Below are 15,478 nucleotides of genomic sequence, written 5' to 3' on the forward strand. Positions count from 1 at the left end.
TCTTCCTCGCGGCGGCGGTGGTGGTCTTCTTCGCCGCAGGCGCGGTCTTCCTCGCGGCGGCGGTGGTGGTCTTCTTCGCCGCAGGCGCGGTCTTCGCGGCGGCCTTGCGGGCGGGGGCCTTCGTCGCCGCCACCTTCGACGCTGCGGTTTTCTTCGCCGTGGTCTTGACGGCGGGGGCCTTCTTGGCGGTGGTCCTGACGGCGGGGGCCTTCTTGGCGGTGGTCCTGACGGCGGGGGCCTTCTTGGCGGTGGTCTTGGTGGCGGGCGCCTTCTTGGCGGTGGTCTTCGAAGCGGGGGCCTTCTTGGCCGCCGTCTTCTTCGCGGCGGTCGCCGTGGTGGTCGGGGTCCGTCCCGCCCCGGCGCCCGCCGCGCTCGTCGCCGCCCGGCCGGCCGGCGCCTTCCGGGCCGCCGCGGTGGTCGTGGTGGGCCGGCGTGCCGCGGTACTGCGGGTGGCGCCCGCGGTCCGCGTGGTCGCGGCGGACTTCTTGGCGGCCGGGCGGGTGGTGGCCTGTTGTGCTTCGGCCATCTCGGTTCCCTCCTTGGGGACATGCGCTCGCGCGCCCCCGGTGCGGAGGCACGGAGTTCCTCGACACGGGCCGTCCCGCGCCGTTTAGCTGCCCTCCCCGGCCCAGCGGGCGTCCTCGGCCTCCCACGCCTCGTTGCGCTCCCGCACCGTCTGCAGGGCGTTCTCGGCGTCGGCGGACGAGGCGTACGGTCCGAGAACGTGCTTCGCAGGGCACACGTCGGCATCGGTCTCGACCCGGTGGTGTCGGGTGCACCAGTAGTAGTGCCCACCACTTCCGCTGTCGTTCATGAGATCACTGTGCACCGGGAGCAGCCCGGCCGCCACCGGATCGCGCAAATAGTCGCGACGACCTCCACAGTAGACGTGCTGGTGGGGGCCGCGCGGCGGAATGCGGGAAGCCGTACCCGGACGGACGGGGCAGCCGGAAGGGCGGTCGGTGGCGGAGAATTCCCCGGTGCGTCTCGGGGGCAGAACATCGGCACGGGTACGCCGCGGCCTGCTCGCCGCGGCCGTGGTCACGGTCTTCGCCGTGACGGCGGTGGCGGTGGCGGCACCGCTGCTGCGGGATCGGTCGCAGCAGCGGCTGGAGCGGCGGGCCGAGCGGGAGGTGACCGCCATCGCGCAGCGGGCGCGGGGCGAACTGCTGGCCGATCCGGCGGCCGCAGAGGCGGATCTGCGCCGCGCCGCGGAGCGGGTCGACGGCGTCGAGGTGTTGGCCGTGGAGGGTGGCGCGCAGCCCCGGGCGGCCGGGGTGCGCCTGGTCTTCCGGGTACGCGTGGCGAAGACCGCGGCCAGCGTGTTCGGCTGGCAGCGGGCCACCACCGAGCGGTGCTTCGCGCAGCTGGTGCGCCCCGGCACCGGTCCGGCCGCGCTGGAGCGGGTGCCCTGCCCGGCCTGACCGGGACGGCGGCATGAACGATTCACGCGGGGCTGGACCGCCACTACCGGCGGTGAGCCGGGCGGTGGCCTGGTCCGGCTGACGCCGGCGGCGCGGCCATCGGTCGGCACGGGCCGGGCCGTGCCGGTTAGGGTCGCCGGATGGGCGTACCGGACTACATCCTGCGGATGCGCGAACACGTCGGCCACGACCTGCTCTGGCTGCCGAGCGTCAGCGCGGTGGTCCGCAACGACGCCGGCGAGCTGCTGTTGGGGTTGCGCTCCGACGACGGTCGCTGGTCGGTGGTGAGCGGCTTCGTCGAGCCGGGCGAGCAGCCGGCCACCGCCGTGGTGCGCGAGGTCGAGGAGGAGACCGGCCTGCACGTCGAGCCGGTACGCCTCAGCAGCGTCGTGTCGCACCCGCACACCTACCCGAACGGTGACCGCTGCGAGTACCTCAACCTCGGCTTCCACTGCCGACTCGTCTCCGGTACGGCCCGGGTCAACGACGACGAGTCGGTGGCGGTCGAGTGGTTCGGGCCGGACCGGCTGCCCGAACTGGACGCGCACGCCCGGCTGGTGATCGCGCGGGCGCTCGCCGACGATCCGGCCTCCTGGTACTTGCCGGCGGGCGCGACCTGGGACGAGTTCTCGGGCGCGCGCTGACCCGGCGGGCCCGACCTCCGATCGGGACTCAGGCCGCGGCCTGCGCCGTCGCCGCCTCCGCCGCGGGTTCCGCCCGCGCCGTCCGGATCGCCCAGGTGAGCGCGTACGGGGTGCAGGCCAGGTAGAAGTTGGGCTCGACCAGCACGAGGTCGGTGATGAGGAACCGTTCCCAGTCGGTCGGCCGGGGCAGGCCGAACGACCAGTCGGTCCAGCAGTTGAGCAGCCAGAGCGGGGCGGAGATCCGGTCGACGCCGTCCGGCGGCAGCTCGGTGACCGGCTGTCCCGGGTCGATCGGCGGGATGGCGGCGACCACGGTGGCCACCACCGCGACGTCGGCAGCGGCGAACGCCGCGAGCACGCCGACCGTCCAGGCGAGTCGGGGCCGTCCCCGCCGGGCCAGGGTCGCCGCGGCCCAGAGCGCCAGGGTCAGCCCGGCCAGCCAGACCAGTACGCCGGGCAGGACGCGGCCGAGTTGCCGCGCGTCGTCGAGCAGGGCGACCTCGGCCGGCACGACGGTGATCGCGACGGCGAGCCCGACGCCGACCGCGGTGGCCGACGGCCCCACCCGTACGCCGTGTCGGGCCGCCCGGGCCACCACCAGGGCGAGCAGCACTCCGAGCCCGGCGCAGAGCGTCGAGAACAGCGGCAGTTGCAGCCGTTGCGCCCACCCGAATCTCAGCTCCAGCACACCGTGCACGGCGGCCGTCGCGAACAGGGCGACCGCCACGATCGCGACGCAGGCGGGCGGGGCGAGCAGCAACGCGGCAGCCGTACGCCGCACCTGCCGTCGCCACACGGCCCGGTCGACCAGCGGGGCACCGGCGCGGCTGGCGGCCAGGCTGGCGGCGAAGCGCAGCATCCGGACCCGCTGCCCGGCCTCGGCGAGGACGTGCAGCTCGGCGATCCACTCCCGGCGCAGGTCGTCGCGGAGCACCACGGGCCAGCGCCGGGCGGCCGCGCGGAGCAGCGCCTCGGCCACCCGCCGGGTCACCATGCCGGCGCTCCGGCCGGCCCGCCCAGGGCCGGACCGGTCCTGGGGGCGAGGGCGCGCAGCTCGGCGAGCGCCTGCCGGGCGGCGGTCACGCCCTCGGCGGTGAGCCGGTAGTACCGCCGGGCCGGCCGGCCGGCGGCGGCCGGGTCGACCTCCTCCCAGTCGGCGGTGAGCCAGCCGGCGTCCTGGAGGCGGTGCAGCACCGGGTAGAGGGTGCCGCTGGGCAGGCCGGTCGCCTTCATCAGGTCGAGGCCGTAGCGCGCGGCGTCCGGCTCGGCGAGCAGCGCCGCGAGCACCTTGGCCACCGGAATCGTCATCCGCATGCGACGGACTATATCTGTTCTCTACATAGGGTGCTGGCCCGTCTTCGGCGCTCGCCGATTAGGCGGCCACCGCCCCCGCTCCGCCGACCGCCTCGGCCGGTGCGGCCGGTGCGGCCGGCAACTGGTCAGGAGCCCGCCCCGCCGACAACCGCGCGCAACCTGTCCAGTTCGGGCGCGGTGCCGATGGCGGACCGCCGCTCCGGGTGCTCCACGTAGTGGCGGACGCTGCCGGCGAGGAAGTCGCGGTCCACGTGCACCGGCCCGATCCACAGCGACCGCGGCACCGGCGGGCGGTCCGGCGTGGCGGGACGTTCGGCGAGCACCAGCGCGGCGAAACCCTTCCCCGCCGGTCCGGGCGGTCCGCCCACGAGCAGCCGGTCCCAGCGGAGCGTCCTGCCCCGCACCAGGCCCCGCACCGTGATCCCCGCCTCGTCTAGCGTCAGCCGGGGCCGCTCGTCCCAGAGCACCAGCCCCACGACCACCAGGACGGCCAGCACCGCGAGCACGTTCCAGACCAGGGCCTCGCCGGACTCGAAGAACCGGACCCGGTCCTCGCCCGGCACCCGCTCGGTGATCAGCAGCCCGGCCGCCAGCCAGCTCACCATCGCCGACCACGGTCCGGCCCAGGCCGGAGCGGCCGGTGCGGTGAAGCGCCGTCCGGCGGAGTCGATCCGGAAGGTGGCCGGCCGACGGCGGGCCTCGCGGGTGAGCAGCAGGTGACCCACCGCCGGCACCACGATGCTGCCGGCGATGCCCGCCGCCCAGGCGAGCAGGGCCACGGCGGTGGAGTCGATCCGCCAGGTGAGCGGCTTCAGCCAGAACTCGACGCCGATCCGCAACAGGAACGCGGCCAGGGCAAAGGGCAGGGCGAGCAGGCGCGCCGTCCGGGGGGTCACCGGCGGGAGTGTAGGCCGGCCGATCAAGGACAGCGGTTCGGCATCAGGCGTCGGTGTGCAGGCGGGCGTGCAGGTGCATGTCGTGCCAGCCGTCGGCGTGCAGGCCCTCGCCGCGCTTCGTACCCTCGGCGGTGAAGCCGGCGCGCCGCGCGACCCGGCAGGACGCCTCGTTCGCCGTGGAGTGGCACAGCTCGACCCGGTGCAGCCGGAGGGTGTCGAAGCACCAGGCGGACACCGCGGCGAGCGCCCGCGGGGCGACCCGGCGCCCCCGCGCGGCCGGCAGCACCCAGTACGACACCTCGGCCAGGCCGTCGGCGAGGACGACCCGGCGCAGGCTGATCTGCCCGACCACCACCCCGGCGTCGCACACCGCCCACCCGGCGCCGGTCTCCGCCCGCCACCGGCCCGGCCAGGCGGCGATCCAGTCGGCGGCCTCGTCGGCGGTCATCGACCGGCAGTGCCAACGCCGGATCGAGGCGTCGGCGTACGCGGCCACCACGACCGCACGGTCCGCCGGCAGCCACGGACGCAGGTGTACGCCCTCGGCGCGCAGTTCCGGCTGCGCCAGCGCGGCCATCGATCCGGGCGGTACGGCGGGCGCGGAGAGCATCGGCACGAGTGGACTGTAGGGGTGCTCCTGCCCGACGTGGGGGCCGCGGCGGGCGCCGGCGCGCCGTAGGCTTCGAGGCTCCGGCCGCACAGGAGGACGACGATGGACACCGGCACCGACCCGGTCGAGATCCTTGCCCGGGTGAGCGAGCAGGACGGTCGCCAGCGGGCGTTCGAGGTGTGGGTGCACAAGGCGATCAGGGCGGGGTGGGCGGTGACGGTGGAGTCGACCTCCGACCGGCCCGGGCCCGAGTGCGGTGTGGTGGAGATCGAAGGACTGCGGTACCGGATCCTGCACGCCGAACGGGTCCGCCAGCGGGTGGCCGTCGTGCCGGCCGGCGAACACCTGATCGCCGCGTCCGTCCGGATCTCCACAGGCGACGCGGAGGGCATCTCCTGGACCTGGGAGTTCGGGCACGCCGCCTGGGCGGAACCGATCGTGTCGTAGCGGTACGCCACCCCTCGGGAGGTGGAGAGGCCGACAGTGGGGGTCGGTCGCCGGATCGGGATGGTGCGCAGACCTATGCTCACCGCCTGAAGAACGATAGGTCTGGGGTGTGCCGGTGAGACGGGTCGGCGATTTCCGCACCTCGGTCGTGCTGGCCGCGTTGGCAATGGGCGTCGGCGGGTGCGGCCGGTTGGGCGACGCGATATCGGGGGACCTCTCCGCCAGCGCCTGCCACCCCGACCCGGAGACGGTCGCCGCACTGCGCCAGGAGCCGGTGTTGACCCGGACGCCACCCGGCGGCACCGCCGGGCCGACCACCGAGACCGTCAGCTGCGGCGCAGAGCCACCCAGCTTCGGAATGCTCGACCGCGAGGTCACCGGAGCCGGCGCCGTCCGACGACGTGTGGCGCTTCTACGCGGACCTCGGTCGCTCCAGCGGCTGGAAGACGTTCGACCATGGCGTCCATGTCTACGACGCCGGGAAGTCGGACGACACCAGGTGCACGTGGCGGCTTCAGGTGGTCGGCACCGCCGAGGGGACCTACCACGTGCAGGTCTTCTACACGCCTCGGGATCTCCGGCCCACCTGCCTCTGACCGGACGACCACCGACGACGATCTGTCGACGCGTCGCCGCGTCGGGCGGTGTGTGCTTCGGCGGATCATGACTAGTGGGCCGAGGGGACGCGGGCCTCGGCGCCGTGGTGGGCCGCAGGCCGGGGCGTCACCGGGTAGCGGCTGAGGGCCAGCAGCGGAAGGGTCAGTGCGGAGAGGGCGAGGCCGAGCGCCGCTACGGCGAGCATCGCACCCCGCAAGCCCGTCGCGGACGCCCACAGTCCGACGTAGACCGGCCCGAGGAGGAACCCGAGGTAGGACACGACCGTCACGATCGAGGTCGCACGTCCGCGCGAGGACTCGACGACGTTGCGCGAGACGAGGCTCAGCAGCGTCGGGAACAGTCCGGCGGTCCCGGCAGCGGCGAGGACGAGTCCGGCCAGGGCGACGGGTACGGACGGGGCGCGGGCGACGACCGCCGCGCCGGCGGCTGCCACGACGGACCCGAGGACGAGGACTGTCCGGGCGTGAGCGGGGTTCAGCGTGCTGACCGCGAAGCGGGTGGTCGCCACGACGGCGGCGAACGCCGCGGGTGCGATCGCGCTGAGCCCCGGTCCGGTGGCCAGGACGTCCTCCATGAAGACCGCACCCCAGCTCTGGTGGGCGTTCTCGCTGGCGAACGCGAGCGCGCCGAGCACCCCGACGAGGAGCAGCGGTACGACCGGCATGCGGATGCCGGTCATGCCGCTCGGTGCGGCAGGCTCGGGGCCCGAGACGGCGGCGGGCAGGGCGCGGTGAACAGCGCCACCGGCCAGGACCGACAGCAGCAGCACGACCGCGAACGGGACCCAGGTGGGTGCCCCGAGGGCGAACGCCGCGCCGGTGCCGAGGCTGGACACGACGACCGTGGTGGAGAACACCGCGCCGGCCCGAGTGATGATCGGCCGGCCGGAGCGTTGCTCGGCGCGACCGCCGACCGAGTGCATGGCGACGTCGACCGCGCCGCTGGCCATGCCCACACCGGCCAGCCCGGCACACAGGCTGACGAGCCCGCCGGCCGTGGTGGCCGCTGCGAGCCCTGCCCCGCCCAAGGCGACGACAACGAGGGCCGTGCAGCGCAACCCCCACCGGTCCAGCGCCCGGCCGGTCAGCAGCATCGCGGGCAGAGCGCCGGCGCTGATGAACAGCAGTGCGGTGCCGAGTTGGGCGTCGTCCAGGCCGGCCTGTTCGCGTACGCGTGGCACGGCCGAGCCCCAGGTGCCCCAGAAGGCACCGAAGACGACCGACGCGAGGTAGGTGGCCGTGACCAGCTGCCGGTGCGGCGACGCGATACGCATCGCGCAACGCTATCGAGTCACAGTGCTCGATGAGAGTGTCAGCCAAGCCGCCGAGACCGTCGGCGCGCTACCAGCCGACCCGGCGATGTGGGGCGCACAGGGGCGCGGGGGTGCGGTCCGCGGGTTAGCGAGGATCTTCGTGCGAGGCGGCAGCCCGTTGCGGCGGTGGGTGGCGAAATTGCCGAGTCGTCGCCGGCTGGCGCCCCATCGACATCCGTGGTGGGTGGATGACGGGCGCGGCAGCGGTGCGTCGATACTGATCCCCATGGCGGAGGAGCAGGCGACGGAGCTGACCCGATGGACCATCCACGGTGAGCGGGTCGTCGACGACACCCGGCGGGCGCGGCTGAGCATCGCCGAGGTGGAGTTGCCCGACGGCGTGCGGTTCGAGCAGTACGTGATCCGGGCGCCCCGGTCGGCGATGGTCGCCGTTCTGGACGAGGGGCAGCGTCTGCTGCTGATCCGGCGGCACCGGTTCGTGTTCGACCGGTGGGTGTGGGAGCTTCCCGGCGGCTATGTCGACGATCGGGAACAGGCGGTGGCCTGCGCGGTTCGTGAGGTGGAGGAGGAGACGGGCTGGCGCCCGCGCGAGGTGGAGCCGCTGTTGTCGTTCCAGCCGTGGGTGGGCACCGCGGACGCCGAGAACCTGCTGTTCCTCGCGCGCAGGGCCCAGTACACGGGCGTTCCGGTGGACGGGAACGAGGCCGAGCAGGTGGCCTGGATCCCGTTGGCCGAGGCGCGCGAACTGGTGACCAGCGGCGAGATCGTCGGGGCCGGCACGGTTATCGCGGTGCTTGAGCTGGTCGCCAGGCAGGCGCGGGGCGAGTTGTAGACCTCAGGACCGGGCACCGAGGACCGCGTCGACACGGCGGATGAACTGCCGGACGGTGGGCCGGCGGCGGTGGGGCGCGAGCTGGGCCTGCAGATCGCGTACGTAGCGGACAGCTCGGGCCGACTGAAGTCGCGTGGTGAGCGACAACGCATCGGTCCCGATGGCGCAAGCCCGGTCCGGGTCGCCCCGCTGCGCCTGGACAGTGGCGAGCAGAGCGAGGTTGAAGGCCTTGCCGCGGACATAGCGCTCGTCCATCCGCAAGGAGCGGGCGGCGAAGGCCTCGGCCCTGGCCGGCTTGCCGAGCACGTGCAGGCAGTGACCGAACTTTGCCGACAGGTAAGCCTCGTCGAAGTAGCCGAGCCACTGGGGATCGCTGCTTCGGTCGGCCCGGTCGAGGGCCTGTTCCGCCAGATGGAGGGCAGCCGCACAGGCCCGTTCGTCCCTGATCACGGCATGCCCGTGGGCCTCCATGACGGACGCCTCCGCGGTCAGGACGGTGAGCCCGGCGCGCTGTGCCGTCTCCCGTGCGGCCCGCGCGAGGTCGACGCCTGTCGTGCCGTGCCCGAGGTAGGTGGCCTGGTGGCTCATGGCGGACAGGATCTCCGCCCCCAGGCCGGGATCGCCGGCGGCCCGGGCCAGGTCCAGGGCACGGGTCAGGTAGAGCTGCGCCACCCCGTGGTCGGCCATGTCGTACGCCTGCCAGCCGGCAAGCTGCGTCAGCTCTGCGACTGCGCTGAGGAGTCGCCGTCCCGTCGCGGCGTCATAGCGTCCGTCGCTGAGCAGCGGTGTGACCTCCTGGTGGAGGTACCGGGTGACGGCGGCCCGGGCGTGGCCGCCGCCGTACTGGTTGTCCAGTCGGCGGTAGGTGCTGGTCATCTCCCGGATGGTGTCGATGTCGGGCTGGCCGACAACCCGACGGCCGCCCTGCTCGACGGCCGGCGCGGCGGGTGCGGTGAACCAGCGCAGGGCCGGCAGCGTGTAGCCGGCGGAGGTGAACGCCACCTGCCGGATCACGTCTCGACGGTTCACATCGCCTTCCCACAACTGCACGGCGGCGCGGACCTCCTCGCGCCAGGAACGGTAGACCGGCTGGTCACTCTGCCGCTCCCCCGCTGGCGAAGCCATGCCCAGGAGACATGACGGGTCGTGCGGGGCGAGCCCCAACGCCATCCGGGCCTGGTCAGGCATCCGGCAGCCTTCGGCGATGCGTTCCAGCACGTCGATGGACGTCACCTTCCGTCCCGCCATGACTCGGCTGACGTACCCCTGCTCCAAGCCGACGGCCGCACCGATCCGGGTCTGGCTCGCACCGGTCAGTTGGCTGACGCGTCGAAAGAGTGCGCCGACGTCACGTCGGGTCAGAGCGTCGCGGACGACGGCGTCGGACCAGATGTCGTCGGGAATCCGAAGCGGATCGAGCAGCACACCGGCTCCCAGCGTCGCGGACTGACTACCCAAGGTGCTCTTAGCGGAGCCTAAGCGGCGACGACGCGCAGGTCGAGGCAGGTCATGCCACCGTGACATGACGGCTCGACATGGCCGGCGACCGCTGCCGGACAGGACAGTCCAAGCATGTTTCCGACCGGACGGCCTCCAGTGGGCAGTCGCCCCGCACCGTGTGTTGTGCCCCGTGGGACAGCGCCGTGAGAGCGGCCCGCAGGGTGCCATCGCGCCGAGTCTCGTACGACGAGTATCTGCTCGCCGTGGCGATGACTTTGGCCCGCCGCCACAAGCCGGTCTGGTCGTGGCGCAAGTGGCGACACGTCTGCCGCTGCGGCGCCGAACTTCCGTGCCGCGCCCAGCATCACATCCCGATCAACAGAGGTCACTGGCCGGTGGAGGATGAGCGGTGAACGACAATCAGGAGCAGCAGATTCTTGCCGCGCACCTGCCAGGGGCGGCCGGGATGTGCGTCGGCTGCCGCATCTGGTGGGCGCGGATGACGCCGTATCCCTGCTGCCAGGTGCAGTGGGCAACCAGTCGGCAGGCCCGGTCGATGACCGCACACTTCCTCGGCTGGATGCGGTGACCACTCACGGACCCGTGCTGCCGATCTGGAGTTGCGGAGGATGCGACGGCCCTTGGCCCTGCCCGACCCGCCAGCGCGAGCTGCGTGCGGAGTTCCACGGCGCGCCGGTGTCCCTGGCCCTCTACATGGGTGCCCAACTGGTTCGCGCCTCGGAGGATCTGACCTGGATGCCAGCCGGTAGCTTGCACCGGCGGTTCCTTGGGTGGGTGCGGTGAGCATCCTCCGGCTGGGTGACGAGAAGTTCCACTACAGCGACGGGTCGCACAAGTGGATCCCGCCGGACCCGGACTACGAGCAGGAGGTCTGGGACGAGCAGGTTCGCCAACACAAGTACCGGCACCTGGCAGGAGAGCGACCGAAGGTGCAACACTCCGCCACCTGTGGCACTGGCCCGACGCCTGGCCAAGGTCGACGAGCTGATCAGAACCGGCAGCGACGGCTGGAAGGAACTGATCGGCCGCTACCGTCGCCCGCCACGGGCGAGGCCGTTCGACCCCAGGGCGTAGCAGCACATCCACCTCCACCAGCGGTGCCGGGTGGTACGACTGTCTCAGAGGCCGACAGAAGCGGCAGAAACGGGGCGAACGGATGACGGGTGGTGCAGCCCGGCTGCCGCGGGGATCGGAGGAGAAGCGGGCGACGTTCCTGGACCTGTTCCTCGACCTGGTGTTCGTCTTCGCGCTCTTCCGGCTCTCGCACGGGCTGCGGGACCATCTGAACTGGAGCGGCGCCTTCCAGACGCTGGTGCTGCTGCTCGCCGTGTGGCGGGTGTGGTTCGCGACGGCGGAGAAAGCCGACAGGTTCGACCCGCGACGGCCGGCGATACAGGCGCTGGCCATCGGGTGCATGTTCGGCAGCCTGGTGCTGGCGGCCGCGGTACCTGAGGCGTTCGGCGAACATGGCCTGGTCTTCGCCGGCGCGTACGTCGCCGTCCAGGTCGGTCGCAGCCTGTTTCTCGTGATCGTTACCCCGGGCGACGAGCGGCAGCGACCCGAGATGCGGCTGCTGTTCTGGTACGGCGTGTCGGCGGTGCCGTGGCTCGCGGGCGCACTCATACACGGTTGGCCGCGTGGGGTGCTGTGGGTGCTAGCGGTGGCCGTGGACTACGGGGCGCCCAGACTCGGCTGGCCCACGCCGAGGCTGGGCCGCGGCAGTGCGGCGGAGTTTGCGATCTCGGGCGAGTTCCTGGCCGAACGGTACCGGCAGTTCTTCATCATCGCGCTCGGCGAGCTGATCCTGGTGACGGGGCTGGGGCTCAGCAGCAACGGCTTCGAGGCTGACCACGGCTCGGCGGTCGTGGTGGCGTTCGCGACCACGGTGCTGCTGTGGCGGATCTACATCCACCGTGCCGGGGAGGTGTTCGGCGGGGCCGTCGCCGCGGCCCTTGATCCGCTCCGCGTTACCGTGGCGGCGGTATACGCCCACGCGGTCATGGTCGCCGGCATCGTCGCGATCTCCGTCGGCGACGAGCTCGTCATCGCCCACCCGTTCGGGCACACACCACCGGCGTGGGTCGCCGTCATCCTCGGCGGACCCGCACTGTTCCTCGCCGGACGGGCCATCTTCGAGTACACGGTGTTCGGCCGGGTGTCCCGAACCCGCGTGGCCGGGGTCCTCGTGCTCGCCGCCATCTCGCCGGCAACGATCTTCCTGCCGCCGGTGCTGGTCGCCGCCGCCGCCGCTCTCGTCCTCGCCGGGATCGCCGTATCCGACGCAGCCCGTGCCCGAGGACGCCCACCCGAGCCGCCCTCACCACCCGGTTAGCCGGAAAGTGTCACCCACGTCCCGAGACCGTTCTGTCACGGACGTCCTAAGACTCGACAAATCGGCTGCCGGCATGCATGCCGGCATGTCCGACTCCGGCTGATGGGTGACACGGCGGCTTCACCTGATGGGTGACACGATCAGTAGCTGGTCGGGCCAGCGCGTAACCGTCCGTGACCAGATGCGCCGAACTGATGACGCGTCCGGGCGTACACGTCGCTTCCGCTTCCGGGCGATGTGCGGATGGCTAGCATTTCATGGAAGCGACCGGCGACCCGGAGGCGGTGCAGAGCGTGCGCCGGCGGGCCGCGACTTCATCCCTGCGGGGTGAGGTTACCGCTGTCCGAGGGTTCCGACGATTGCTGCAGCCCTCATCGGAAGGAGCATCATGAGCGAGCCGACGACCAATGCCCTGCCGATCGTGCTGATCCACGGGCTTTGGATGACCGCCCGAAGCTGGGACCGCTGGGTGGAGCACTACCGGGCGAAGGGCCATGAGGTCTTCGTGCCGACGTACCCGGGATTCGAGATCGAGGTAGAGGCGTTGCGGGAAAAGCCCGAGGTCATCGCCGAGGCCTCCGTTCCCGCAACGGTCGACCATCTCAGTGAGGTGGTCGAGAGCCTGGACCGTCCGCCGATCATCATGGGCCACTCCTTCGGGGGGACCTTCACCCAACTCTTAGTGAACCGCGGGTTGGGCGCCGCCGCGGTGGTGATCGACTCGGCGCCAACCGAGGGCGTGCGGGTGAACCCGCCGTCCCAGATCAAGTCCCTGTTCCCAGTCCTCAAGAACCCGGCCAACCGGCACCGCGCGGTGGGCTTCACCAAGGAGCAGTTCCACTATGCCTTCGCCAACACGGTCAGCCGGGAGGAATCCGACGCGGCGTACGACCGCCTCCACATCCCGGCGCCCGGCAACTGGGTCTGGGCCTATGGCCTGATAGCCAACTGGAAGCCGGGCCACCAGGAGACCTGGGTCGACTACGACCTGGACGACCGTGCTCCGCTGTTGTTCATCATGGGCGGCAAAGACCACCTGATGCCGCCCTCGGTGATCCGGTCGAACGCGAAGAAATACCGCAACTCCGAGGCGACGACTGAGACCTACGAGTTTCCGGACCGCTCACACTTCACCGGTGTCGAGCCTGGCTGGGAGCAGGTGGCCGACTACGCGCTCGATTGGGCGACGAGCCACGCGCGAACGCGACAGGGCTGACCAACCGCAGACAGGCAAGTTGTGGTCCGCCCGGCGCGCGCCGTGCCCGCACTTGGGCGGGGATGCCAAGCATTGCGGGTGCCTCACGCTCAGGCTTGGCGACGACTCCTTCGTGGCATCACGGTGCGTGACTTGGACTGTGTCAACCAGGGGTCGCGTCCCGTGGCGTGGTGTAGGTCGCCTGCGTGGGGCTCTGTGCGTTGTTCAGTTTTCCGGTTCGTTGTCGGGCTGACAACGGGTCTGGTTATGCGGCGATGAGTTCGCTGGTAGCAGTGGTTTTCGGTGGCGCGGCGATCTGGGCCATGGAGCCTTCGGCGAGGTAGCGGCGGTCGCCGGTCTGCCATTCGTCGTGGGCTTCGACGAGGACGGCGCCGGCGAGGCGGAGCAGGGCTTCGGGGTTGGGGAACACCCCGACGACGTCGGTGCGGCGTTTGATCTCCTTGTTCAAGCGCTCCAACGGGTTCGTCGACCAGATCTTCTTCCAATGACTGGGCGGGAACCCGGTGAAGGCGAGCAGGTCATGCGCGGCGTCACGGAGCATCGTCTCGACCTTCGGCAACTGGCGGCCGAGCATGCCGGCGATGACGTCGAGTTGCTCACGCACGTGGGCGGCGTCCGGCTGGGCGAAGATGGTGCGGATCGCGGCGGCGACCATCTCCGCGTTGCCCTTGGGCACCTGCGCCAGGACGTTGCGCAGGAAATGCACCCGACACCGCTGCCAGGCCGCGCCGAGGAGCACCGCGCTGATGGCCTGCTTGAGGCCGGTGTGAGCATCGGAGATGACCAGCTGCACCCCGCCCAGCCCACCCCGGCCGGCATCGGCCGGGCCGGCCGGCCGGCCACGCTGACGGGACACAAAGACCTTGAAGACTCGGGTCTCCGCCCCGACCCCCGACCCTCCTCAGAGATGCCGCTGCGGATCACCTCGCTGGGCACCACAAGGGCTACCAGCATCCCCGGACGGTCTATGACTGCCCGACGGAGGAGATTCGCCGCTCCACGGTTAGCGCGGCAACGCCACGCTTCTGGTTTGATCACCGGATGGGTTATGTCGGTTCCTACACCTGGCAACTTCGACAATTGGTCGGGTCTCGACTGCTGCTCATGCCCGGAGCGCAGGTCGTTCTCCTCGACTCGGCCGAGCACGTCTTGTTCCAGCGACGTCGTGATTCTGGTTTGTGGGAGATACCGGCAGGGGCCGCCGAGCCAGGAGGAAGCTTCGTCCGTACCGCGATCGATGAGGTTCGAGAGGAGACCGGACTGATAGTCGACGGCTCCGATCTCGTTGCCTTCGGTTGCCTATCGGAGCCGGATGCTCACGTCATCACCTATCCCAACGGGAACCGGATGCACTGCTTCGCCATGTGCTTCGAAGCGGAACGATGGTCAGGAGTAATCGAGCCGGAGAGCACGGAGGTGCTCGAAGTGGCTTTCGCTGATCCCGCAACACCACCCGGCCCGCTGCAAGCACAGACCCGAGTTGTCCTGGAAATGCACGCCGCGTATCGCCTGACTGGCCGGTTCCAAGCCAGGTGACGCCTAGACTCATGGGCCATCCGTGGGCCAGTAGCCGTGGCATCCGTCGGGCACGAAGCGGGCGCGAGAGGCAAACGGGTAGGCCGCTGGGCGCAGGCGTTTCGGGCATCACGACCAGTTGAGCACGCTCTTCCAACTGACGGCGCTGCCTGGGCAGTCTCTGGGCCGTATGGGCCGCCACGGGGCCGTCAAAGGGCGACCAGCGACGACCAACAGCAACCAAAGAAACAGCAGGTCAGCCACCATGTAAGGGCGGCTGACCTGGTGGGCGACGGACGAGTCGACCTGTACGCCGGATTCTGTGCGCGGCGCGTACCCCTCGCGGGGTACGTGCCGGCGGCGGCCATCCATCTCGGCCTGCCGTTGCCGACAGGCTCATGCGGCCTACCCGCAGACATCGAGCGGGCAACCCTCAAGCGTCTGCGCCGGGTCGTCATCTTGCGGTGACGACCCTTTCTTGGCCTTGCTCCGGGTGGGGTTTACCGAGCCACCCCGGTCACCCGGGGTGCTGGTGGGCTCTTACCCCACCGTTTCACCCTTACCGACCCGATGGGCCGGCGGTCTGTTTTCTGTGGCACTGTCCCGCGGGTCACCCCGGGTTGCCGTTAGCAACCACCCTGCCCTGTGGAGTCCGGACGTTCCTCGGCGGCGGGCCGGAGCCCGCCGACGCGACCGCCCGGTCGACTCGTCCGTCGCACCCTCATCCTAACGACGCCGGGTCCCCGCCCATTTCCGCCCCGGACGGCCACCCGGGGAGTCCCCGTTGCCCGGTTTGCGGCGTGGGGGGGGGGGGCGGGGGCGGGCGTACGTAGACCCACATGCACAGGCAGCCACCGCCCCGGCCCGCGGTCGGGGCGGCGCGTGGCGGCCGCGCG

At 71.5% G+C, this 15,478-nt stretch carries 17 protein-coding genes, 1 other RNA gene and 1 pseudogene; 9 read left to right on the forward strand and 10 right to left on the reverse strand.

Annotated elements, in window-relative coordinates; all coding sequences use genetic code 11:
• Positions 1–526 (reverse strand): hypothetical protein (locus M2302_RS32185; protein WP_280841558.1); only part of this gene is annotated, 526 nt, incomplete at its 3' end.
• An 84-nt stretch (positions 527–610) separates the two neighbouring features.
• Positions 611–814 carry a hypothetical protein gene (locus tag M2302_RS32190; RefSeq protein WP_280841559.1) on the reverse strand — a complete coding sequence of 68 codons (204 nt, stop codon included), beginning with the start codon at positions 812–814 and terminating at the stop codon, positions 611–613.
• 166 nt (positions 815–980) lie between these two features.
• Here M2302_RS32190 and M2302_RS32195 point away from each other — a divergent pair, with 166 nt between their 5' ends.
• Together M2302_RS32195 and M2302_RS32200 are read left to right on the forward strand one after the other, a co-directional pair.
• Positions 981–1,424, forward strand: a complete 444-nt coding sequence (locus tag M2302_RS32195) for a hypothetical protein (RefSeq protein WP_280841560.1) — start codon at positions 981–983, stop codon at positions 1,422–1,424.
• A gap of 140 nt (positions 1,425–1,564) precedes the next feature.
• Positions 1,565–2,068: an NUDIX domain-containing protein gene (locus M2302_RS32200; RefSeq protein ID WP_280841561.1), complete on the forward strand. Its 504-nt coding sequence runs from the start codon at positions 1,565–1,567 to the stop codon at positions 2,066–2,068.
• A 28-nt stretch (positions 2,069–2,096) separates the two neighbouring features.
• Here M2302_RS32200 and M2302_RS32205 read toward each other — a convergent pair whose 3' ends face one another.
• The 4 genes from M2302_RS32205 to M2302_RS32220 form a co-directional block, all read right to left on the reverse strand.
• On the reverse strand, positions 2,097–3,062 hold the full coding sequence (locus tag M2302_RS32205; RefSeq protein WP_280841562.1) for a hypothetical protein: 966 nt from the start codon (positions 3,060–3,062) through the stop codon (positions 2,097–2,099).
• Positions 3,056–3,382 carry a PadR family transcriptional regulator gene (locus M2302_RS32210; protein ID WP_280841563.1) on the reverse strand — a complete coding sequence of 109 codons (327 nt, stop codon included), beginning with the start codon at positions 3,380–3,382 and terminating at the stop codon, positions 3,056–3,058. Before M2302_RS32210 ends, M2302_RS32205 begins: the two co-directional genes overlap by 7 nt.
• Before the next feature lie 125 nt (positions 3,383–3,507).
• Complete coding sequence (locus M2302_RS32215) at positions 3,508–4,278, reverse strand: PH domain-containing protein (RefSeq protein WP_280841564.1); 771 nt, start codon at positions 4,276–4,278, stop codon at positions 3,508–3,510.
• Positions 4,279–4,321: 43 nt separating this feature from the next.
• Positions 4,322–4,894, reverse strand: coding sequence for a GNAT family N-acetyltransferase (locus tag M2302_RS32220; RefSeq protein WP_280841565.1), 573 nt, complete (start codon positions 4,892–4,894; stop codon positions 4,322–4,324).
• 96 nt (positions 4,895–4,990) lie between these two features.
• Between M2302_RS32220 and M2302_RS32225 the strand changes: the two genes are divergently transcribed.
• Positions 4,991–5,335, forward strand: a complete 345-nt coding sequence (locus M2302_RS32225) for a hypothetical protein (RefSeq protein WP_280841566.1) — start codon at positions 4,991–4,993, stop codon at positions 5,333–5,335.
• 401 nt (positions 5,336–5,736) lie between these two features.
• Positions 5,737–5,931 carry a hypothetical protein gene (locus M2302_RS32230; protein WP_280841567.1) on the forward strand — a complete coding sequence of 65 codons (195 nt, stop codon included), beginning with the start codon at positions 5,737–5,739 and terminating at the stop codon, positions 5,929–5,931.
• Positions 5,932–6,002: 71 nt separating this feature from the next.
• Here M2302_RS32230 and M2302_RS32235 read toward each other — a convergent pair whose 3' ends face one another.
• On the reverse strand, positions 6,003–7,226 hold the full coding sequence (locus tag M2302_RS32235) for an MFS transporter (protein WP_280841568.1): 1,224 nt from the start codon (positions 7,224–7,226) through the stop codon (positions 6,003–6,005).
• 265 nt (positions 7,227–7,491) lie between these two features.
• Here M2302_RS32235 and M2302_RS32240 point away from each other — a divergent pair, with 265 nt between their 5' ends.
• The gene (locus tag M2302_RS32240) at positions 7,492–8,058 is read left to right on the forward strand and encodes an NUDIX hydrolase (protein ID WP_280841569.1); all 567 of its coding nucleotides are present in this window, start codon (positions 7,492–7,494) and stop codon (positions 8,056–8,058) included.
• 3 nt (positions 8,059–8,061) lie between these two features.
• Here the strand turns inward: M2302_RS32240 and M2302_RS32245 are convergent, their stop codons facing one another.
• A complete protein-coding gene (locus tag M2302_RS32245; protein WP_280841574.1) occupies positions 8,062–9,483 on the reverse strand; it encodes a helix-turn-helix domain-containing protein in 1,422 nt (473 codons plus the stop codon).
• 424 nt (positions 9,484–9,907) lie between these two features.
• On the opposite strand from M2302_RS32245, the gene M2302_RS32250 reads away from it, so the two are divergent.
• From M2302_RS32250 to M2302_RS32260, 3 genes are all read left to right on the forward strand, one after another.
• The gene (locus M2302_RS32250; RefSeq protein ID WP_280841570.1) at positions 9,908–10,087 is read left to right on the forward strand and encodes a hypothetical protein; all 180 of its coding nucleotides are present in this window, start codon (positions 9,908–9,910) and stop codon (positions 10,085–10,087) included.
• A gap of 588 nt (positions 10,088–10,675) precedes the next feature.
• On the forward strand, positions 10,676–11,851 hold the full coding sequence (locus M2302_RS32255; RefSeq protein ID WP_280841571.1) for a low temperature requirement protein A: 1,176 nt from the start codon (positions 10,676–10,678) through the stop codon (positions 11,849–11,851).
• Positions 11,852–12,239: 388 nt separating this feature from the next.
• Positions 12,240–13,067: an alpha/beta hydrolase gene (locus M2302_RS32260; protein WP_280841572.1), complete on the forward strand. Its 828-nt coding sequence runs from the start codon at positions 12,240–12,242 to the stop codon at positions 13,065–13,067.
• Positions 13,068–13,311: 244 nt separating this feature from the next.
• On the opposite strand, the pseudogene M2302_RS32265 reads toward M2302_RS32260, so the two are convergent.
• A pseudogene (locus M2302_RS32265) lies at positions 13,312–13,872 on the reverse strand (transposase); the annotation flags it as partial.
• 236 nt (positions 13,873–14,108) lie between these two features.
• Here M2302_RS32265 and M2302_RS32270 point away from each other — a divergent pair.
• Positions 14,109–14,603 (forward strand): NUDIX domain-containing protein, encoded by a 495-nt coding sequence (locus M2302_RS32270; RefSeq protein ID WP_280841573.1) that lies wholly within the window; start codon positions 14,109–14,111, stop codon positions 14,601–14,603.
• A 272-nt stretch (positions 14,604–14,875) separates the two neighbouring features.
• Here M2302_RS32270 and rnpB read toward each other — a convergent pair.
• An RNA gene (gene rnpB / locus M2302_RS32275) (RNase P RNA component class A) lies at positions 14,876–15,291 on the reverse strand.
• Between the last annotated feature and the right edge of the window lie 187 nt (positions 15,292–15,478).

Origin of the sequence: Micromonospora sp. A200 (genome assembly GCF_029893845.1) — a bacterium.
Lineage (GTDB): Bacteria > Actinomycetota > Actinomycetes > Mycobacteriales > Micromonosporaceae > Micromonospora > Micromonospora purpureochromogenes.

Excerpts from the sequence above, each read along its gene's own strand:
- M2302_RS32260 (WP_280841572.1), top strand. The coding sequence starts at position 12,240 with ATGAGCGAGCCGACGACCAATGCCCTGCCGATCGTGCTGATCCACGGG.
- M2302_RS32225 (WP_280841566.1), top strand. The coding sequence starts at position 4,991 with ATGGACACCGGCACCGACCCGGTCGAGATCCTTGCCCGGGTGAGCGAG.
- M2302_RS32205 (WP_280841562.1), bottom strand. The coding sequence starts at position 3,062 with ATGGTGACCCGGCGGGTGGCCGAGGCGCTGCTCCGCGCGGCCGCCCGG.
- M2302_RS32190 (WP_280841559.1), bottom strand. The coding sequence starts at position 814 with ATGAACGACAGCGGAAGTGGTGGGCACTACTACTGGTGCACCCGACAC.
- M2302_RS32255 (WP_280841571.1), top strand. The coding sequence starts at position 10,676 with ATGACGGGTGGTGCAGCCCGGCTGCCGCGGGGATCGGAGGAGAAGCGG.
- M2302_RS32270 (WP_280841573.1), top strand. The coding sequence starts at position 14,109 with ATGGGTTATGTCGGTTCCTACACCTGGCAACTTCGACAATTGGTCGGG.
- M2302_RS32235 (WP_280841568.1), bottom strand. The coding sequence starts at position 7,226 with ATGCGTATCGCGTCGCCGCACCGGCAGCTGGTCACGGCCACCTACCTC.
- M2302_RS32200 (WP_280841561.1), top strand. The coding sequence starts at position 1,565 with ATGGGCGTACCGGACTACATCCTGCGGATGCGCGAACACGTCGGCCAC.
- M2302_RS32210 (WP_280841563.1), bottom strand. The coding sequence starts at position 3,382 with ATGCGGATGACGATTCCGGTGGCCAAGGTGCTCGCGGCGCTGCTCGCC.
- M2302_RS32240 (WP_280841569.1), top strand. The coding sequence starts at position 7,492 with ATGGCGGAGGAGCAGGCGACGGAGCTGACCCGATGGACCATCCACGGT.